At 65.1% G+C, this 16687-nt stretch carries 15 protein-coding genes; 11 read left to right on the top strand and 4 right to left on the bottom strand.

The genetic code is table 11. From position 1 onward, the window contains the following. The first annotated feature begins 31 nt into the window (after window positions 1-31). Window positions 32-2794: a [protein-PII] uridylyltransferase gene (locus tag MXB90_RS05275; protein ID WP_250042003.1), complete on the top strand. Its 2763-nt coding sequence runs from the start codon at window positions 32-34 to the stop codon at window positions 2792-2794. Continuing rightward, window positions 2794-4338, top strand: a complete 1545-nt coding sequence (gene murJ, locus MXB90_RS05280; protein WP_250042005.1) for a murein biosynthesis integral membrane protein MurJ — start codon at window positions 2794-2796, stop codon at window positions 4336-4338. The genes MXB90_RS05275 and murJ overlap by 1 nt, the downstream gene beginning before the upstream one ends. A 1-nt stretch (window position 4339) precedes the next feature. On the opposite strand, the gene MXB90_RS05285 is transcribed toward murJ, so the two are convergent. After that, window positions 4340-5023, bottom strand: coding sequence for a rhomboid family intramembrane serine protease (locus MXB90_RS05285; RefSeq protein ID WP_250042008.1), 684 nt, complete (start codon window positions 5021-5023; stop codon window positions 4340-4342). 99 nt (window positions 5024-5122) lie between these two features. Here MXB90_RS05285 and trpS point away from each other — a divergent pair, with 99 nt between their 5' ends. Then, complete coding sequence (gene trpS / locus MXB90_RS05290) at window positions 5123-6163, top strand: tryptophan--tRNA ligase (RefSeq protein WP_250042011.1); 1041 nt, start codon at window positions 5123-5125, stop codon at window positions 6161-6163. Between the two features lie 60 nt (window positions 6164-6223). On the opposite strand, the gene MXB90_RS05295 is transcribed toward trpS, so the two are convergent. The 3 genes from MXB90_RS05295 to MXB90_RS05305 are packed head-to-tail and all read right to left on the bottom strand — an operon-like array spanning window position 6224 to window position 8531. After that, the gene (locus tag MXB90_RS05295; protein WP_250042015.1) at window positions 6224-7534 is read right to left on the bottom strand and encodes an MATE family efflux transporter; all 1311 of its coding nucleotides are present in this window, start codon (window positions 7532-7534) and stop codon (window positions 6224-6226) included. Next, window positions 7531-8067: a PaaI family thioesterase gene (locus MXB90_RS05300; RefSeq protein WP_250042017.1), complete on the bottom strand. Its 537-nt coding sequence runs from the start codon at window positions 8065-8067 to the stop codon at window positions 7531-7533. Before MXB90_RS05300 ends, MXB90_RS05295 begins: the two co-directional genes overlap by 4 nt. After that, window positions 8064-8531, bottom strand: a complete 468-nt coding sequence (locus tag MXB90_RS05305) for a PaaI family thioesterase (protein ID WP_250042019.1) — start codon at window positions 8529-8531, stop codon at window positions 8064-8066. Before MXB90_RS05305 ends, MXB90_RS05300 begins: the two co-directional genes overlap by 4 nt. Window positions 8532-8679: 148 nt before the next feature. On the opposite strand from MXB90_RS05305, the gene MXB90_RS05310 reads away from it, so the two are divergent. From MXB90_RS05310 to MXB90_RS05345, 8 genes are all read left to right on the top strand, one after another. Continuing rightward, window positions 8680-9048, top strand: a complete 369-nt coding sequence (locus tag MXB90_RS05310) for a MerR family transcriptional regulator (protein WP_250042022.1) — start codon at window positions 8680-8682, stop codon at window positions 9046-9048. 216 nt (window positions 9049-9264) lie between these two features. Next, the gene (locus MXB90_RS05315) at window positions 9265-9663 is read left to right on the top strand and encodes a MerR family transcriptional regulator (protein ID WP_250042025.1); all 399 of its coding nucleotides are present in this window, start codon (window positions 9265-9267) and stop codon (window positions 9661-9663) included. A gap of 25 nt (window positions 9664-9688) precedes the next feature. Continuing rightward, on the top strand, window positions 9689-11467 hold the full coding sequence (locus MXB90_RS05320) for an acyl-CoA dehydrogenase C-terminal domain-containing protein (protein WP_250042029.1): 1779 nt from the start codon (window positions 9689-9691) through the stop codon (window positions 11465-11467). Between the two features lie 49 nt (window positions 11468-11516). Next, window positions 11517-11729: a hypothetical protein gene (locus MXB90_RS05325; protein WP_250042032.1), complete on the top strand. Its 213-nt coding sequence runs from the start codon at window positions 11517-11519 to the stop codon at window positions 11727-11729. A 267-nt stretch (window positions 11730-11996) separates the two neighbouring features. Continuing rightward, a complete protein-coding gene (locus MXB90_RS05330) occupies window positions 11997-12635 on the top strand; it encodes a glutathione S-transferase family protein (RefSeq protein WP_250042034.1) in 639 nt (212 codons plus the stop codon). 13 nt (window positions 12636-12648) lie between these two features. Further along, window positions 12649-13860 carry an acetyl-CoA C-acetyltransferase gene (locus MXB90_RS05335; RefSeq protein WP_250042037.1) on the top strand — a complete coding sequence of 404 codons (1212 nt, stop codon included), beginning with the start codon at window positions 12649-12651 and terminating at the stop codon, window positions 13858-13860. 155 nt (window positions 13861-14015) lie between these two features. Further along, window positions 14016-14441 carry a hypothetical protein gene (locus MXB90_RS05340; RefSeq protein ID WP_250042040.1) on the top strand — a complete coding sequence of 142 codons (426 nt, stop codon included), beginning with the start codon at window positions 14016-14018 and terminating at the stop codon, window positions 14439-14441. 36 nt (window positions 14442-14477) lie between these two features. Next, window positions 14478-16676 carry a 3-hydroxyacyl-CoA dehydrogenase NAD-binding domain-containing protein gene (locus tag MXB90_RS05345; protein WP_250042043.1) on the top strand — a complete coding sequence of 733 codons (2199 nt, stop codon included), beginning with the start codon at window positions 14478-14480 and terminating at the stop codon, window positions 16674-16676. The last annotated feature ends 11 nt before the right edge of the window (window positions 16677-16687 follow it).

The following is a 16687-nucleotide window of genomic DNA, read 5'->3' on the forward strand; positions in this document are numbered from 1 at the left end:
AGCAAGGCCAGATTCAGGAAGTGACACCAACGTGACCGACACAACCGCCTTCGCCCCGGCCGATGCCGGGGCGCCTCTGCTTCTGGATCAAAGCGCGCTGGATGGGGCGATCGATGCCGCCATCGCAGGGCTGACCGACGACCGTGACATCCGCGCCGCCACGGTCAAATTCCTGGCACAGGCCCGCGAAGAGGCCGCCGCCACGGTCGAGGCCGAATTTGCCACCCATCCCCGCGCCGCGCGCGACACGGTGCGCGCCTATGCGACGCTGACCGACGGGATCGTGCGCGCGATCCTGCGCGTGGCGCTGACGGTGCTGCACCCGCTGCCCACCCCCACCGAGGGCGAACAGATCGCGCTGGTCGCCGTGGGTGGCTATGGCCGGGCCGAAATGGCGCCGGGGTCCGATGTGGACCTGCTGTTCCTGACGCCGTGGAAGATCACGCCCTGGGCCGAAAGCGTGATCGAAAGCATGCTTTACATGCTGTGGGATCTGAAGCTGAAGGTTGGCCATGCCGCGCGCACGGTCGAAGATTGCATCCGCCTTGGGCGTGAGGATTACACGATCCGCACCGCGTTGCTGGAACATCGCTTCATCGGCGGGCAGCAATCGCTGGCCGAAGACCTGGGCGAACGGCTGCGCGCCGATTTGTTCCGCGGCACCGGGGCCGAATTCATCGAAGCCAAACTGATCGAGCGCACCGAACGCCACAAGCGGCAAGGCGGCCAGCGTTACGTGCTGGAACCCAACGTGAAGGAGGGCAAGGGCGGGCTGCGCGACCTGCAGACGCTTTACTGGATCGCGAAATACATCCATCAGGTCGACAAGGCCGCCGAACTGGTCGCACTGGGCGTCTTCACGCGTGAAGAATACGAACATTTTCGCGGCGCCGAGGATTTCCTGTGGGCGGTGCGCTGCCATCTCCACCTGATCGCGCGGCGCGCATCGGACCAGTTGACCTTCGACATGCAGGTCGAGGTGGCCCGCCGCATGGGCTATGAAGACATGGCCGGCCGGCGCGGCGTGGAAATCTTCATGCAGGACTATTTCCGCCACGCCACCCGCGTGGGTGAGGTCACCCGCATCTTCCTGACCGAGTTGGAGGCCCGCCATGTCAAGCGCGCGCCGATGCTGGAACGCATCTTCCGCCGCCGGCGCAAGCTGAAAGGCCCCTGGTTCGACGACAACAACCGCATCAACGTGGCCGATCCGCAGGCTTTCCTGACCGATCCGCTGAACCTGTTGCGCCTGTTCGAGGAGGCGCTGCGCACCGGGATGCTGATCCACCCCAAGGCGATGCGGCTTGTGGCGGCGAACCTGGACCTGATCGACGACACATTGCGCGAAGACCGCGAAGCCACGCGCATCTTTCTGGATCTGCTGCTGAAACACGGCAACCCCGAACGCGCGCTGCGGCGGATGAACGAACTGGGCGTGCTGGCCGCCTTCATCCCGGAATTTGAACCGATCGTGGCGATGATGCAGTTCAACGTCTATCACCACTACACGGTGGACGAACACACGATCCAGTGCATTTCCACCCTGGCGCAGATCGAGCGGGAAGAACTGGTCGAGGAGCTGCCGGTCTCCTCGCACATCCTGAAGGCGGGGGTGAACCGCCGCGTGCTTTATGTGGCGCTGCTTTTGCATGACATCGGCAAGGGCCGCCCCGAGGATCACGCTATCCTGGGCGCCCAGATCGCGCGCAAGGTCGCCCCGCGGCTGGGTCTGTCGCCCGAGGAATGTGAAACGGTCGAATGGCTTGTGCGCTATCACCTGCTGATGTCGGACGTGGCGCAAAAACGTGACCTGTCAGACCCGCGGACGCTGCGCGATTTTGCCAAGGCGGTGAAGACGAAGAAGCGGCTGGATCTGCTGACGGTTCTGACGGTCTGCGACATTCGCGGCGTGGGCCCCGGCACCTGGAACAACTGGAAGGCGATGCTGTTGCGCCGTCTTCACGCCGAAACCGCCGAGGTGCTGGAAAACGGCCTGGAGGCGATCAACCGCGACAAACGCGAAAGCGAATCCAAGCGCGCCCTGCGTGAGGCCCTGGCCAACTGGGACCAGCGCGAGGTGCGCGCCGAACTGGCGCGCCATTACGCGCCCTACTGGCAGGGGCTGACCACGGCGACGCAGGTTGTCTTTGCCCATCTGCTGCGCGGCATTGGCGATGACGAAATCCGCATCGACCTGCATCCCGACCCCGACCATGATGCCACCCGCGCGGCCTTTGCACTGGCCGATCATCCGGGCATCTTTTCCCGCCTTGCGGGCGCGCTGGCGCTGGTGGGGGCGAATGTGGTGGATGCGCGCACCTATACGTCCAAGGACGGCTATGCCACCGCCGTCTTCTGGGTGCAGGACGCCGAGGGCCACCCCTATGAGGCCGACAAGCTGCCCCGCCTTCGCCAGATGATCGAAAAGACGCTGAAGGGCGAAGTGGTGGCGCGCGATGCACTGATCAACCGCGACAAGATCAAGAAGCGCGAACGCGAATTCCGCTTTCCCACCCATATCACCTTCGACAATGAGGGATCGGAAATCTACACGATCATCGAGGTCGACACCCGCGACCGCCCCGGCCTGCTGTATGACCTGACGCGAACGCTGGCGGCCAACAACATCTATATCGCCAGCGCCGTCATCGCGACCTTCGGCGCGCAGGTGGTGGATGCCTTCTACGTCAAGGACATGTTCGGCCTGAAGCTGCATTCCAAGGCCAAGCAAGAGGCACTGGACAAGAAGCTGCGCGAGGCGATCCGCGCGGGCGCGGAAAGGGCCGGACGCTGATGGCGCCGATCCGGCTGATGCGGGGTTTCCTGACGGTGGGCAGCTGGACGCTGGTCAGCCGCGTGGTGGGCTTTGTCCGCGATGTGATGATGGCGGCCTATCTGGGCGCGGGCCCGGTGGCCGAGGCGTTTCTGATCGCCTTTTCCCTGCCCAACATGTTCCGTCGCTTTTTCGCCGAAGGCGCGTTCAACATGGCCTTCGTGCCGATCTTTTCCAAAAAGCTGGAAGCGGGCGAAGATGCACGGACCTTTGCCCAGGATGCCTTCGCGGGCCTGTCGGCGGTGCTGATCGGCTTCACCGTCATCGGCACGCTGGCAATGCCGGGGCTGGTGTGGCTGATGGCGTCAGGCTTTGCGGGCGATGCGCGCTTTGACATGGCGGTGCTGTTCGGGCGGATTGCCTTTTCCTACATCCTGTTCATCAGCCTTGTGGCGCTGCTGTCAGGGGTGCTGAACGCCTTTGGCCGGTTCACCGAAGCGTCTTTTGTGCCGGTCCTGATGAACCTGATGTTCATCGCCGCCATGTGGCTGGGCGCACAGGCGGGCTGGGACATGGGGCTGACGCTGGCCTGGACCGTGCCGCTGACCGGCATCGCGCAGCTGGCATTCACCTGGTTTTCTGCGCGCCGGCTGGGCTACGCCCTGCGACCGGGCTGGCCGCGGATGACGCCGGATCTGAAGCGGCTTTTGATCATTGCGGGGCCTGCGGTGCTGGCGGGCGGCGTGGTGCAGATCAACCTGCTGGTGGGGCGGCAGGTCGCGTCCTTCACCGAAGGGGCGGTGGCCTGGCTGTCCTATGCCGACCGGCTGTATCAACTGCCCTTGGGCGTTGTGGGCATTGCGATCGGCACGGTTCTGCTGCCCGCACTGTCGCGGCAACTGCGCGCGGGCGATGCGGTAGCGGGGCGGGAAAGCTTTTCGCGCGGGGCGGAATTCGCGCTGTTCCTGACCGTTCCGGCGGCGGTGGCGCTGGTGGTGATCGCAACGCCGCTGATTTCTGTCCTGTATGACCGGGGTGTCTGGACCGCGGACGATACCACCGCCACCGCGCTGGCGCTGGCGGCCTATGGGCTGGGCCTGCCGGCCTTCGTTCTGCAAAAGGTGCTGCAACCGCTGTATTACGCGCGCGAGGATACGCGCCGCCCGTTCCTGTATGCGGTCGGGTCGATGATCGTGAACGCGGGCTTTGCCGTAGGCATGATGCCGGTGATGGGGTTCATGGCGGCGGCATTGGCCACCAGCGTTTCGGGCTGGGTGATGGTGGCGCAGTTGTGGTTCGGCGCGCGGCAGATGGGCGATGCGGCGCGGCCCGATGCGCGGTTCTGGTCGCGGCTGTGGCGGATCCTTGCGGCCTCGGCGGTGATGGGGCTGGCGCTTTGGGCGCTGGCGGGCGCGATGGAATCCGCGCTGGTCGCGCCCGGATCGCGCTACCTGGCGCTGGCGGGTCTGTGCTTGGCCGGCATGGCGGTCTATTTCGGCCTCGGCGCGTTGATCGGGGCCTATCGCGCCGCCGATCTGATGCGGCTTCTGCGCCGCCGAGGCTAGGTCAGCGCTGGCGCATCCGTTGCACCGCGCGCCGCCAGCCGCCCGGCGCCACCAGAAATGACAGGCCAAAGCCCGTGGCAAAGCCCACCAGTTCCGCGATCCAGTCGGGGCTGGTGCCGAACAAGAGGCCAAAGATCAGCTGAATTCCCAGCAGAAAGCCGATCAGCGTGAAGGCACGGGCCCGGTTGTCATGGCTTTGGCCCAGACGCGTCCAAAGGATCCAGGTGAAGGCCCCCACCAGGCCATAAACCGCCGGATAGCCGCCATAGATCGGCGTGGTCATACCCGGCACCAGCGCATAGGCCGCCGCCCCCGCGCCAGCCGCGCCGAAAAACACCGCCAACACGGCGGGCAGGGAAAACAGCTCGCCCACCATCTTGCCAAGGGCCAGGATGAAGACCAGCACCATCAGCGCATGGGTCAGCGAGGCATGGACGAAGGGGTATGCCAGGATGCGCGCCAGATGGTTCACGGGCCAGACGCCCTGATCAATCATCGCGCGGAAGATGTCGGGCGCGAAGGCAAACCGCTGCAGCGCATCCAGCCGCCAGCCGCGCGCCAGTTCCCCCGCGAACCCCGCCTGCCCCAGCCCGAAGGCCAGTTCCCCCGCGATGATCGGCAGCGCTAGCAGCCAGACCACCGGCGGCAACGGATTGATCGGATGTTCGTCAAAGCCTTCGCGCATCGGCACTCTCCCACAGCCGGGGTCCGGTTGACGCCCCGCGCGCTTTAGCGATAAGCGAGCGGGGAGCAGATTTCCAGCCCGCCGGATCGGAGCGTGACCATGACCGCCGAAGCCCAGACCCCCAATGCCGCCTTCAAGCCCCGGATCTTTTCCGGCATCCAGCCCTCGGGCGGGTTGACGCTGGGCAACTATCTGGGCGCGCTGAAGCGGTTCGCCGAAAAGCAGGACGAGGGGATCGAGACGATCTATTGCCTGGTCGACCTGCATGCGATCACCGTCTGGCAGGACCCCGAGGCGCTGCGCCGCCAGACGCGCGAGGCCGCGGCGGGCTTTATCGCCGCGGGCGTGGACCCGTCGCGGTCGATCCTGTTCAACCAAAGCCAGGTCGGCGCGCATGCTGAACTGGGCTGGCTGTTCAACTGCGTCGCGCGGCTTGGCTGGATGAACCGCATGACGCAGTTCAAGGACAAGGCCGGCAAGAATACCGAACATGTAAGCCTTGGGCTTTATGCCTACCCCTCGCTGATGGCGGCGGACATCTTGCTGTATCACGCGACGCAGGTGCCGGTGGGCGAGGACCAGAAACAGCATGTGGAACTGACCCGCGACATCGCGGCCAAGTTCAACCACGATTACAAGACCGATTTCTTCCCGATCCCGGAATCGGTGATCGAAGGCGCGGCGACCCGGGTCATGAGCCTGCGTGACGGCACGAAGAAGATGTCGAAATCCGACCCTTCGGACGCCAGCCGGATCAACCTGACCGATGATGCCGATGCGATCGCGAAAAAGATCCGCAAGGCCAAGACCGACCCCGAGCCGCTGCCCGAGACGCTGGACGGGCTGAAAGACCGCCCCGAAGCGCGCAATCTGGTCAACATCTATGCCGCCCTGGCCGGGCACACGCCCGAACAGGTGATCGCCGATTTCGCCGGTGCCCAGTTCGGCACCTTCAAGCCCGCGCTGGCCGATCTGGCGGTGGCCAAGCTGGAACCGATCAGCACCGAGATGAAGCGCCTGGCCACCGACCCGGCCGAGATCGACCGGATCCTGGGCGAAGGCGCCGCGCGCGCCGATGCGATCGCCCGGCCGATCCTGGAACGGACCTATGAGATCATGGGGATGGTGCGGTCGCGCTAAGCGCGCGGCGGGGGCGCTGCCCCCGCACCCCCGAGGTATTTCGGGCAAGATGAAGGGGCATCAGGCGCCTGCCCTGTCTTCCGCGCGCGGGTAAAGGCGCGCCATCGTCAGGCCGCGCGTGGCATTCAGGACCATCAGCGCGGCCCAAAGGCCGTGATTCCCGAAAGTCGGCACCAGCGCGGCAAGTGCCGCGGCGTAGATCGCGACCGAAAGCAGCATGGCATTGCGCATTTCGCGTGTCAGCGTGGCACCGATGAAGATGCCGTCGAACATCCAGCTGGCGATGCCGATCAGCGGGGCGACCACCAGCCAGGGTAGGTAATCGCGCGCGGTCTGGCGAACCTCGGGGGCGGTGGTCATCAGATCGATGATTGCGGGGCCGGCAAGGAAGAACGCAAGGGCCAGCAGCGCCGCCCCGCCCACGCCCCATTGCGCGGTGACGATGGCGGCCCGGCGCAAGCGCGGCACCGATCGGGCGCCCACGGCCTGGCCCACCAGCGCCTCGGCGGCGAAGGCAAAGCCATCGAGCGCATAGGCGGTGATTTCCAGGAATTGCAGAAGCACCTGATTGGCGGCAAGCCGCACATCCCCCTGCGCCGCGCCCAGAAACAGGAAGGTGGTGAAGCTGGCCTGCAACAGGATCGAGCGGATCATGATGTCGGTATTGACCCGCGCCATGCGCCACAGGCTTGGCCGATCAAAGACCCGGGCCGCGTCGCGCCAATAGCCGCCCGCGAAGGCGCTGCGCGCCAGGACCAATGCCAGCGCCACGCCTGACCATTCCGCGATCAGTGTGGCAGCGGCAACACCGGGCACCCCCCAGCCAAGGCCCAGCACGAACCAAAGATCCAGCACCACATTCAGCCCGTTCATCCACAGCTGGATCACCAGAACCGCCCGCGTCCGTTCCAGGGCGATCAGCCAGCCGGTCAGGGCGTAAAGCGCGATGGTGGCCGGGGCCCCCCAGATGCGCAGCGCCAGATAGGATTGCGCCAGCGTTTCAACCTGGTCCGAGGCGGGGGCAAGGTGAAAGGCGGCGGTGAAAAGCGGTCCCTGCAGGGTGATCAGCGCAAGCCCGGCCGCGCCTGCCACCAGCAGCGCGCGCATCAGGCCGGCCGCGACCTCGGCCCGGTCGCCTGCGCCATGCGCCTGCGCGACCAGCCCGGACGTGCCCATGCGCAGAAAGCCAAAGACCCAGTAGAGCGAGACCAGGATGATTGCGCCGATACCAACCGCCCCGATCGGCGCGGGCTGTCCCAGCTGCCCGACCACGGCGGTATCGACCGCCCCCAGGATCGGCACCGTCGCATTCGACAGCACGATAGGCAGGGCGATCGCCAGAACGCGGCGATTGCCGATCGGCTCGGTCAACGCCGGGCCTGATCCGCGGGGTCAGGCAGGTCGCGGTCGGGCATCAGGAAATGGCCGGTGCCCTGTGCGAACAAGCGCGCGCGGTTGTCCTGCCACGCCTCGACATGGACGCTGGCGTAGCGCCGGCCCGACCGATTGACGCGCGCGCGCGCATAGGCGTCACGCGGCAGGCCCGATCGCAGGTAATCAAGCGTGAAGTCGATGGTCTTGGGCAGGCGCGGCATGTGCAGCGAATCAAGCCCGGACAGGGCGATCCGACCGCTTTCCACGTCTTCCCACAGGGTTGACCAGCTTAGCTCAATGATCGCGGCGACCTCAAGGAAGGCCGCGGTGACGCCGCCATGCAGCGCGGGCAGCATCGGATTGCCGATCAGCTTTTCGTCGAAGGGCAAGATCGCCGTCAGCTCATCGCCGCGGCGTTCGACTTCGATGCCCAGAAACTGGATATAGGGTACGCCGGATACCAGCGCACGCAGCGCAGCATCGCGGCGTTGGTGGACAATCTCGACGGATTCAGGTTTGGGACGGATCATGAGGCGGCGGGGGAACGATCGGCGGTAAAGGCGCCGGTTGCAGTGGCGACGGGGGGGCCGTCCTCCTCCTCATCATGGGCGGTGGCGCGTACAAATGCGACGCTGCGGGTGATATGATGGCAAGTGGCCCGTGCGATGATGCGCTGACCCGGGGTGGCTGCACGCATATAGTCAATTCGCAAGTCAATGGTGGCCGAGGCCGACGGCCCGTCCGGATGCGAAAGGACCGCCGCACCGCAACAGGTATCCATTAGGGCCGAAACCGCGCCGCCATGCACCACACCCGTACGTGGGTCCCCCACCAGCCGCAAATCGTAGGGCATCGATATCGCGGCAGAACCGCCCCCGACCTGTTCGATGTGCATGTTGCAGGCGCGGGCATGGGGGATGGCTTCTATGAAATCTTGGGCTGCACGCTTGACCCTCTCGGGATCAGATACGCGCATGGTATCGTAATCGGGCATGGTTAATCCTTGGGTTGATGCCAAAGCTGCGATGGCCCAACTATCCCGCCAGCGGCGCGGCTCTGCAACCCCCTGATCCGCCGTGCCCCCCAATGCGGTTGAGCTTGCCCCGCCCGCGCGCTAGCTTTCGCCCGAGCAGGAGGCACCGATGGCGGAACGACTGAGCTTCAAGGACATGTGCGCACGCTTCGAGGTGACCCCACGGACGCTGCGCTATTATGAATATATCGAGCTGCTGTCGCCGCAGAAGGAAGGCCGCGCCCGGTTCTACGGCCCCCGCGAAATTGCGCGCATGACGCTGATCCTGCGCGGGCGGCGCTTCGGCTTCAGCCTGGAAGAGCTGCGCCAGTGGCTGCTGATCTATGACCAGATGGGCACCGAGGAACAAAATCGGGTCTGGGTCGAACTGGCCGATCGCCAGCTGGACGTGCTGACGCGCCAGCGCGACGACCTGGACGTGACGATCGCCGATCTGCGCGCGCTGCGTGATCAGGTGGCTGATTCCCTGAAGCGTTGATCCCCGCCCTTCACGCCTGACGCGCGGCGCTGGCCGATCTGGTCGGCTTGGAAAATTGCTTTACCTTAGGGTAAAGTTTGTCTGACATTACGTCAGCAAAGTTTTGACGCGACGTTACAGTGACGCGAACGTCAACTTCGCTTGTATCAAGGGGGCATAGACCGGATCTGCCCCGGGTGACGCAAGGACCGGCGACCTGAGAGGCAGGACAGAGAGATGAGTGAAGACCTGATGACGATCCGCGAAATGTGCGATGCATTCCAAGTGACGCCGCGCACGCTTCGCTTTTACGAAGCCAAGGAGCTTCTGTTCCCGATCCGGGAAGGGCAGAGGCGCCTGTTCACGCGGCGCGACCGGGCGCGGCTGAAGCTGATCCTGCGCGGCAAGCGCTTCGGCTTCAGCCTGGAAGATATCCGGCAGCTGCTGGACATGTATGCGATGGGCGACCAGCAACAGGCCCAACTTGCCCGCACGCTGGATGTTGCCCGCGAACGCCTGGCCGCCATGCAGCGCCAGCGCGATGAGCTTGGTCAGGCCATCGCCGAGCTGAGCGAACAGATCGACTGGGGCGAACGGGAACTGGCAAGCATGAACGCCGCCGCCCCCGTCGCCTGACACATTTGCAAGGGAGAGACGACCGATGCCCAGCTATACCGCCCCCACGAAGGACATGCAGTTCGTTCTGCACGAGGTTCTGAAGGTCACCGAAACCGGCGTGCCCGGTTACGCCGATCTGGAACGCGACTTCACCGAGGCGGTGCTGGACGCGGCCGGCAAGGTCAGCGCCGATGTTCTGGCCCCCCTGAACGCCGTGGGCGACACCCAGGGCTGCGTGATGGACAACGGCGTGGTGCGCACGCCCGAAGGCTTTGACACCGCCTTTGCCGCGATGAAGGACGGCGGCTGGACCGCGCTGGACTGTGACCCCGACTTTGGCGGTCAGGGCATGCCCTATCTGATGAACTGCGCCGTAAGCGAGATGTTCGTTGCGGCCAACATGGCCTTCAACATGTATCAGGGCCTGACCCACGGCGCCTATTCGGCGATCCACACCCACGGCACGGACGAGCAGAAACGCACCTATCTGCCCAAGATGGTTTCTTGCGACTGGACAGGTACCATGAACCTGACCGAACCGCATTGCGGCACCGATCTGGGGCTGATGCGCACCCGGGCCGAACCGCAGGCGGATGGCAGCTACAAGATCACCGGGCAAAAGATCTTCATCTCGGCCGGGGAACATGACCTGGCGGACAACATCATCCACCTGGTGCTGGCCAAGGCACCCGGCGGGGGCGAGGGGACCAAGGGCATCTCGCTCTTCATCGTGCCGAAATTCCTGGTCAATGCCGACGGATCGCTTGGCGCGCGCAACGCCGTCTCGGTCGGCAAGATCGAGGAAAAGATGGGCATTCACGGCAATGCCACCTGCGTGATGAACTATGATGGCGCCACCGGCTTCCTGCTGGGCGATCTGCACAAGGGCATGCGCGCCATGTTCACCATGATGAACGAGGCACGCCTGGGCGTGGGCCTGCAGGGCTATGCCGTGGCCGTGGCCGCCTATCAGAACGCGGTGGCCTATGCCAAGGACCGCCTGCAGGGCCGCGCCGTGACCGGGGCGGAAAACCCCACCGGCCCCGCCGATCCGCTGATCGTGCATCCCGACATCCGCCGCAACCTGATGGAACAAAAGGCTTTTGTCGAAGGCGCGCGGGCCTTCACCTTCTGGGGCGCGCATCTGATCGACCGCAGCCACCGGATGGGGGATGCCGATGCCGAGGGGCTGATCTCGCTGCTGACGCCGGTAATCAAGGGCTTCCTGACCGACAAGGGCTTCGACATGGCGGTGCAGGCCCAGCAGGTCTATGGTGGGCATGGCTACATCGAGGAATGGGGCATGTCGCAATTCGTCCGCGATGCGCGCATTGCCATGATCTACGAAGGCGCGAACGGCGTGCAGGCGCTGGACCTGGTCGGGCGCAAGCTGGCCGCCGATGGCGGCAAGCACGTCATGGCCTTCTTCGAGATGGTCAAAACCTTCCTCAAGGAAAATGAGGATGACGCCGCGCTGAAGGCAGCCTTCCTCGACCCGCTGAAAAAGGCGTCGAAGGATCTGCAGGCGGCGGCCATGTTCTTCATGCAGAACGGCATGAAGAATCCCAATGCGGCGCTGGCCGGGTCATATGACTTCATGCATCTGATGGGGCATGTCTGCCTGGGCCTGATGTGGGCGCGCGCCGCCAAGGCCGCCACGGTGGCACTGGAATCTGGGGCGGCGGACAAGGCCTTTTACGAGGCCAAGATTGCCACGGGCCGCTTCTACATGGCGCGCTGCCTGCCCGCGACCGCGCTCCACCTTGCGCGGATCGAAAGCGGGGCCGACCCGGTCATGGCGCTGCCGGTCGAGGCATTCTAAGCTTCGGGCAACGAACCGCGGCGCCCCCGCCCCCATCCCGGAGATCCTGATGCCCAAACGCCTGCGCCTGACCCGCCGCTTTCCCGTCGCGCTCAGCAATGACGCGTATCGCAACCTGCACCGCTTCGCGCAGGAGGCCGGGATCACCCCGGATGAGGCGCTAAGCTTCCTGTTCGAGCATTTCGGTTCCGTCGTGCATCAGGAAAACCTGTCGCACCGCCTGCGCCTGTTCAAGGCCGAGCTGGAAGACCGGAAGGCGTGATCGGATGACGCGGTCGAATGAGTATTTGGACCAAGAAGAAGCAGGCATCGCGCCCCGATCCCTGCCCCGGTCGGGCCTAAGTGGGCGCACCACAGGGGATCGGGGACGCTTCTCCTTGGGCGGTCATCGGCTCTCCAGCCTGTACCGCGGGACCATGGGTCGCAGAACAAGGTTACGGAAAGGTTAGAAACGATCGCTTTGCCGCTTCTTCTTGGCAAAAATACTCAATTCCAGCGCCGAAAACCGGCGCAACGATGGGAGGGGAACATGCGCGCGAAACTTTACTGCTTTGGCGAAAGCGGAAATGCCTACAAGGCGGCGCTGACGATGACGCTGGCCGGCTATGACTGGGACCCGGTCTTCGTGGATTTTTTCCACGGCGCAACGCGCAGCCCCGATTTCCTTGCCATCAATGAGATGGGCGAGGTGCCGGTGCTGGTTGAAGGGGACCGCGTTCTAACCCAATCGGGCGTGATCCAGCTTCATGTCGGCGAAACCACCGGCAAGCTGATGGGCCGCCCCGAGGACCGGGCCGAGGTTCTGCGCTGGCTGTTCTGGGACAATCACAAGATGTCCGGCCAGGCGGGCACGCTGCGCTTCTTGATGAACTTCCTGCCCGAGGAAAAGCGGCCGATGGAAGCGATCGGCTGGCTTTCTGGGCGCGTGGCCGCCGCGCTCAAGACGCTGGAACGCCATCTGGACGGGCGCAACTGGATCGTGGGCGACACCCCAACGATCGCCGATACCGCCTGCTGCGGCTATCTGTTCTACCCCGAGCCGTTCAGCTTCGAACGCAAGGCGCTGCCCAATATCGACCGCTGGCTGGACCGCATCGCGGCCCTGCCCGGCTGGCAGCATCCTTATGACCTGATGCCCGGCAGCCCTGCCGACCGGGCCCCGATTTGAGACGGAGGAAGCCATGACCGAAGCCTATATCTATGACGCCTGCCGCACGCCGCGCGGCAAGGGGCGGGCGGACGGAAGCCTGCATGAAGTGACCTCGGTCGCGCTGTCGGCGCGCCTTCTGAACGCGGTGAAGGCCCGCAACGGGCTGGACGGCCATGCCGTCGAGGATGTGATCTGGGGCAATGTCACCCAGGTGGGCGAACAGGGCGGCTGCCTTGCGCGCTCGGCGGTGCTGCTGTCGGATCTGGACGAACGCATCCCCGGCCTGTCGATCAACCGCTTCTGCGCCAGCGGGATGGAGGCGGTGAACCTGGCCGCAAACCAGATCCGCGGCGGGGCGGGACGCGCCTATATCGCTGGCGGGGTCGAGATGATGGGCCGCGTCGCAATGGGCAGCGACGGGGCCGCGATTGCCGTGGACCCCAGCCTGGCGATGAAGACCTATTTCGTCCCCCAGGGCATTTCGGCCGATATCATCGCCACGCAATTCGGGTTCAGCCGCGAACAGGCGGATGCGCTGGCACTGGAAAGCCAGCGCCGCGCCGCTGCGGCCTGGGCCGAGGATCGGTTTGCCCGTTCCATCGTCCCGGTGGTGGACCAGAACGGCGTGGTGATCCTAGACCGCGACGAATACCTGCGCCCGGACACCACCGCCGAGGGGTTGGCAGCGCTGAAGCCTGCCTTCAAGGACATGGGTGAGGTGATGCCCGGCTTCGACAAGGTCGCGCTGATGAAATATCCTCATCTTGAGCGGATTGAGCATATCCACCACGCCGGCAACAGTTCGGGCATCGTCGATGGCGCGGCGGCCGTGCTGATCGGCAACCGCGAATTCGGCGAGGCGATGGGCCTGAAGCCGCGCGCGCGCATCCGCGCCACGGCCAAGATCGGCACCGATCCCACTATCATGCTGACCGGGCCGGTGCCGGTGACGGAAAAGATCCTGGCCGACAGCGGCATGGCCATATCCGACATCGACCTGTTCGAGGTCAATGAGGCCTTCGCCGCCGTGGTTCTGCGGTTCCAGCAGGCGTTCGGGGTGGATCCTGCGAAGTTCAATGTGAACGGTGGGGCCATCGCACTGGGCCATCCGCTGGGCGCGACCGGGGCGATCATCATCGGCACCCTTCTGGATGAACTGGAACGGCGCGACCTGTCCACGGGGCTTGCCACGCTGTGCATCGCATCCGGCATGGGCGCCGCCACCATCATCGAGCGGGTCTGAGGGCGCGATGGCCGGGGTCTGGCCAGCCGCAGGCGAATTTTATCGACTTGATAATCTGCATGCGCGCTGCAATCATTGGTTGAGAACTGTCAACCCAGCGTTGCCCCTGCCCGATCGGGCCGGGCCTGCGCGTGATTGCCCAGGACCCCGGCGCCATGAGCCTGCAGATCTTTCAAGGCCATCTCGACGCGGTCAGCCGCTGTGTGATGACCGAGGATTTCGACGGTTACGCCGAGCAGATCATCCTGCCCTTCACGCTGATGACCGGGGTCGCCACGATCTGGGTGACCTGCCGCGACCAACTGGAAGAGGGGTTCGAGGGCTTTGCCGCCACGATGCAGGATCTTGGCGTCACGCGGCTGGACCGCAGGGCGCATGCGATCCTGCAACTGGGCCCCGGCGTGATCGTGGGCAGCTATGTGACCCGCACCCTGGCCGGCGATACCGAGATCATTCCCCCCTTCCGCTCGGTTCTGACCCTGCGGCGGGATGCGGGGCGGTGGAAGGCCGCCTCGATTTCAAACGATACACAAAACGAACGCTGGCCCGTTCTGTTTCCAAAGGTCAGCGAACCCATTTGACGCCCGCCGGTGAGGCGGGCATGCGGAGGATCTGACATGACCGACTTCACCTATGCCCTCGACGCGGATGGCGTGGCGATCATCACCTGGGACGTTCCGGGCAAGTCGATGAACGTGATGTCGCTGGACGGCTTTGCCCTGCTGGACAGCATGATCGACAAGGCGCTGGCCGATCCGGCGGTCAGGGGCGTGGTCATCACCAGCGGCAAGAAGGATTTTGCCGGCGGGATGGATCTGAACGTCATCGCGCGGATGAAGGACGCAGCGGGCGACAATCCCGCGCAGGGCCTGTTTGACGGCGTGATGAAAATGCATGCCGTGCTGCGCAAGATTGAACGCGCGGGCATGGACCCCAAGACGCTGAAGGGTGGCAAGCCGATCGCGGCGGCCCTGCCCGGCACCGCGCTGGGGATCGGGCTGGAACTGCCACTGGCCTGCCACCGCATCTTTGCCGCCGACAATCCCAAGGCAAAAATCGGCCTGCCCGAAATCATGGTCGGCATTTTCCCCGGCGCGGGCGGCACCACGCGGCTGGCGCGCAAGATGGGGGCGATGATGGCCGCGCCGTTCCTGCTGGAAGGCAAGCTGAACGATCCGAAGAAGGCCAAGGCCGCAGGGATCATCGACGAGGTGGTCGAAGACCCGATCGCGGCGGCGAAGGCCTGGGTGCTGGCGGCCAAGGATGCCGATCTGGTCAAACCCTGGGATGCCAAGGGCTACAAGATGCCCGGCGGCGCGCCCTATCATCCGGCGGGCTTCATGACCTTTGTCGGCGCCAGCGCGATGGTGCACGGCAAGACCATGGGCGTCTACCCGGCGGCCAAGGCGCTGTTGGCTGCGGTCTACGAAGGCGCGCTGGTGCCCTTTGACACCGCGCTGAAGATCGAGGCGCGCTGGTTCACCCATGTTCTGATGAACCCGTCCTCGGGCGCGATGATCCGCAGCCTGTTCATAAACAAGGAGGCGCTGGAAAAAGGCGCGAACCGCCCGAAGCTGGCCGATGAAAGCGTGCGCAAGCTGGGTATCCTGGGCGCAGGCATGATGGGCGCGGGCATTGCCCATGTCGCCGCCAATGCCGGGATTGAGGTCGTGCTGATCGACAACACCCCCGAGGCGGCCGAACGCGGCAAGGCCTATTCCGCCGGCATCCTGGACAAGGGCATCAGCCGCCGCAAACTGACCGAGGCGCGCAAGGCCGAAGTGCTGCACCGCATCACCCCAACCACAGATTATGCCGCGCTTGCGGGCTGTGATCTGGTGGTCGAGGCGGTCTTTGAAGACCCCACCGTCAAGGCCGAGGTCACCCAGCGCGCCGAAGCCGTGATGCCGACCGATGCGATCTTTGCCACCAACACCTCGACCCTGCCGATCTCGACGCTGGCGCGCGCCAGCGCCCGGCCCGAACAGTTCATCGGCATCCATTTCTTTTCGCCCGTGGACAAGATGATGCTGGTGGAAATCATCAAGGGCGAAAAGACGGGCGATCGCGCCGTGGCCAAGGCGCTGGATTTCGTGCGCCAGATCCGCAAGACCCCGATCGTGGTGAATGATGCGCGGTTCTTCTACGCCAACCGCTGCATCATCCCCTATATCAACGAAGGCATCCGCATGGTGGCCGAGGGCGTGAACCCGGTGCTGGTGGAAAATGCCGCCCGGCTGGTGGGCATGCCGCTGGGGCCGCTGCAGCTGGTCGATGAAACCTCGATCGAGCTGGGCGTCAAGATCGCCAAGGCGACCAAGGCCGCGATGGGCGATGCCTATCCCGACGGCGCGGTCGATGAGGTGCTGTTCTGGATGGCGGATCAGGGGCGGCTGGGGAAAAAGGCCGACGCGGGGTTCTATGCCTATGAGGGCGGCAAGCGGCAGGGCCTGTGGGACGGGCTGGCGGACAAATACCCGCAGGCCGAAACCCAGCCTGATCTGCATCAGGTTCAGCACCGCCTGCTGATGGCCCAGGTGCTGGAGGCCGTGCGGGCCTTTGAACAGGGCGTGCTGACCGACATCCGCGAAGGCGATGTCGGCGCGATCCTGGGCTGGGGCTTTGCGCCCTGGTCTGGCGGGCCCTTCGCCTGGCTTGACATCATAGGGGCGCCGCGCGCCGTCGCGATCTGCGAGGCGCTGGCGGCGGAACATGGTGCGCGCTTCGCGGCACCTGCGCTTTTGCGCGACATCGCGGCCAAGGGCGACAGCTTCTACGCGCGCTTTGGCGGCGGGCAGGCGGCGCAAGCGGCCTGACTCGATCGATC

Source organism: Phaeovulum molybdatiresistens, assembly GCF_023544865.1.
Lineage (GTDB): Bacteria > Pseudomonadota > Alphaproteobacteria > Rhodobacterales > Rhodobacteraceae > Pontitalea.

What these genes read in the sequence shown, in the direction of transcription:
- murJ (WP_250042005.1), top strand. Translation starts at nt 2,794, where the DNA reads ATGGCGCCGATCCGGCTGATGCGGGGTTTCCTGACGGTGGGCAGCTGG.
- MXB90_RS05320 (WP_250042029.1), top strand. Translation starts at nt 9,689, where the DNA reads ATGCCCAGCTATACCGCCCCCACGAAGGACATGCAGTTCGTTCTGCAC.
- MXB90_RS05345 (WP_250042043.1), top strand. Translation starts at nt 14,478, where the DNA reads ATGACCGACTTCACCTATGCCCTCGACGCGGATGGCGTGGCGATCATC.
- MXB90_RS05335 (WP_250042037.1), top strand. Translation starts at nt 12,649, where the DNA reads ATGACCGAAGCCTATATCTATGACGCCTGCCGCACGCCGCGCGGCAAG.
- MXB90_RS05305 (WP_250042019.1), bottom strand. Translation starts at nt 8,531, where the DNA reads ATGCCCGATTACGATACCATGCGCGTATCTGATCCCGAGAGGGTCAAG.
- MXB90_RS05340 (WP_250042040.1), top strand. Translation starts at nt 14,016, where the DNA reads ATGAGCCTGCAGATCTTTCAAGGCCATCTCGACGCGGTCAGCCGCTGT.
- MXB90_RS05300 (WP_250042017.1), bottom strand. Translation starts at nt 8,067, where the DNA reads ATGATCCGTCCCAAACCTGAATCCGTCGAGATTGTCCACCAACGCCGC.
- MXB90_RS05325 (WP_250042032.1), top strand. Translation starts at nt 11,517, where the DNA reads ATGCCCAAACGCCTGCGCCTGACCCGCCGCTTTCCCGTCGCGCTCAGC.
- trpS (WP_250042011.1), top strand. Translation starts at nt 5,123, where the DNA reads ATGACCGCCGAAGCCCAGACCCCCAATGCCGCCTTCAAGCCCCGGATC.
- MXB90_RS05315 (WP_250042025.1), top strand. Translation starts at nt 9,265, where the DNA reads ATGAGTGAAGACCTGATGACGATCCGCGAAATGTGCGATGCATTCCAA.
- MXB90_RS05310 (WP_250042022.1), top strand. Translation starts at nt 8,680, where the DNA reads ATGGCGGAACGACTGAGCTTCAAGGACATGTGCGCACGCTTCGAGGTG.
- MXB90_RS05330 (WP_250042034.1), top strand. Translation starts at nt 11,997, where the DNA reads ATGCGCGCGAAACTTTACTGCTTTGGCGAAAGCGGAAATGCCTACAAG.
- MXB90_RS05285 (WP_250042008.1), bottom strand. Translation starts at nt 5,023, where the DNA reads ATGCGCGAAGGCTTTGACGAACATCCGATCAATCCGTTGCCGCCGGTG.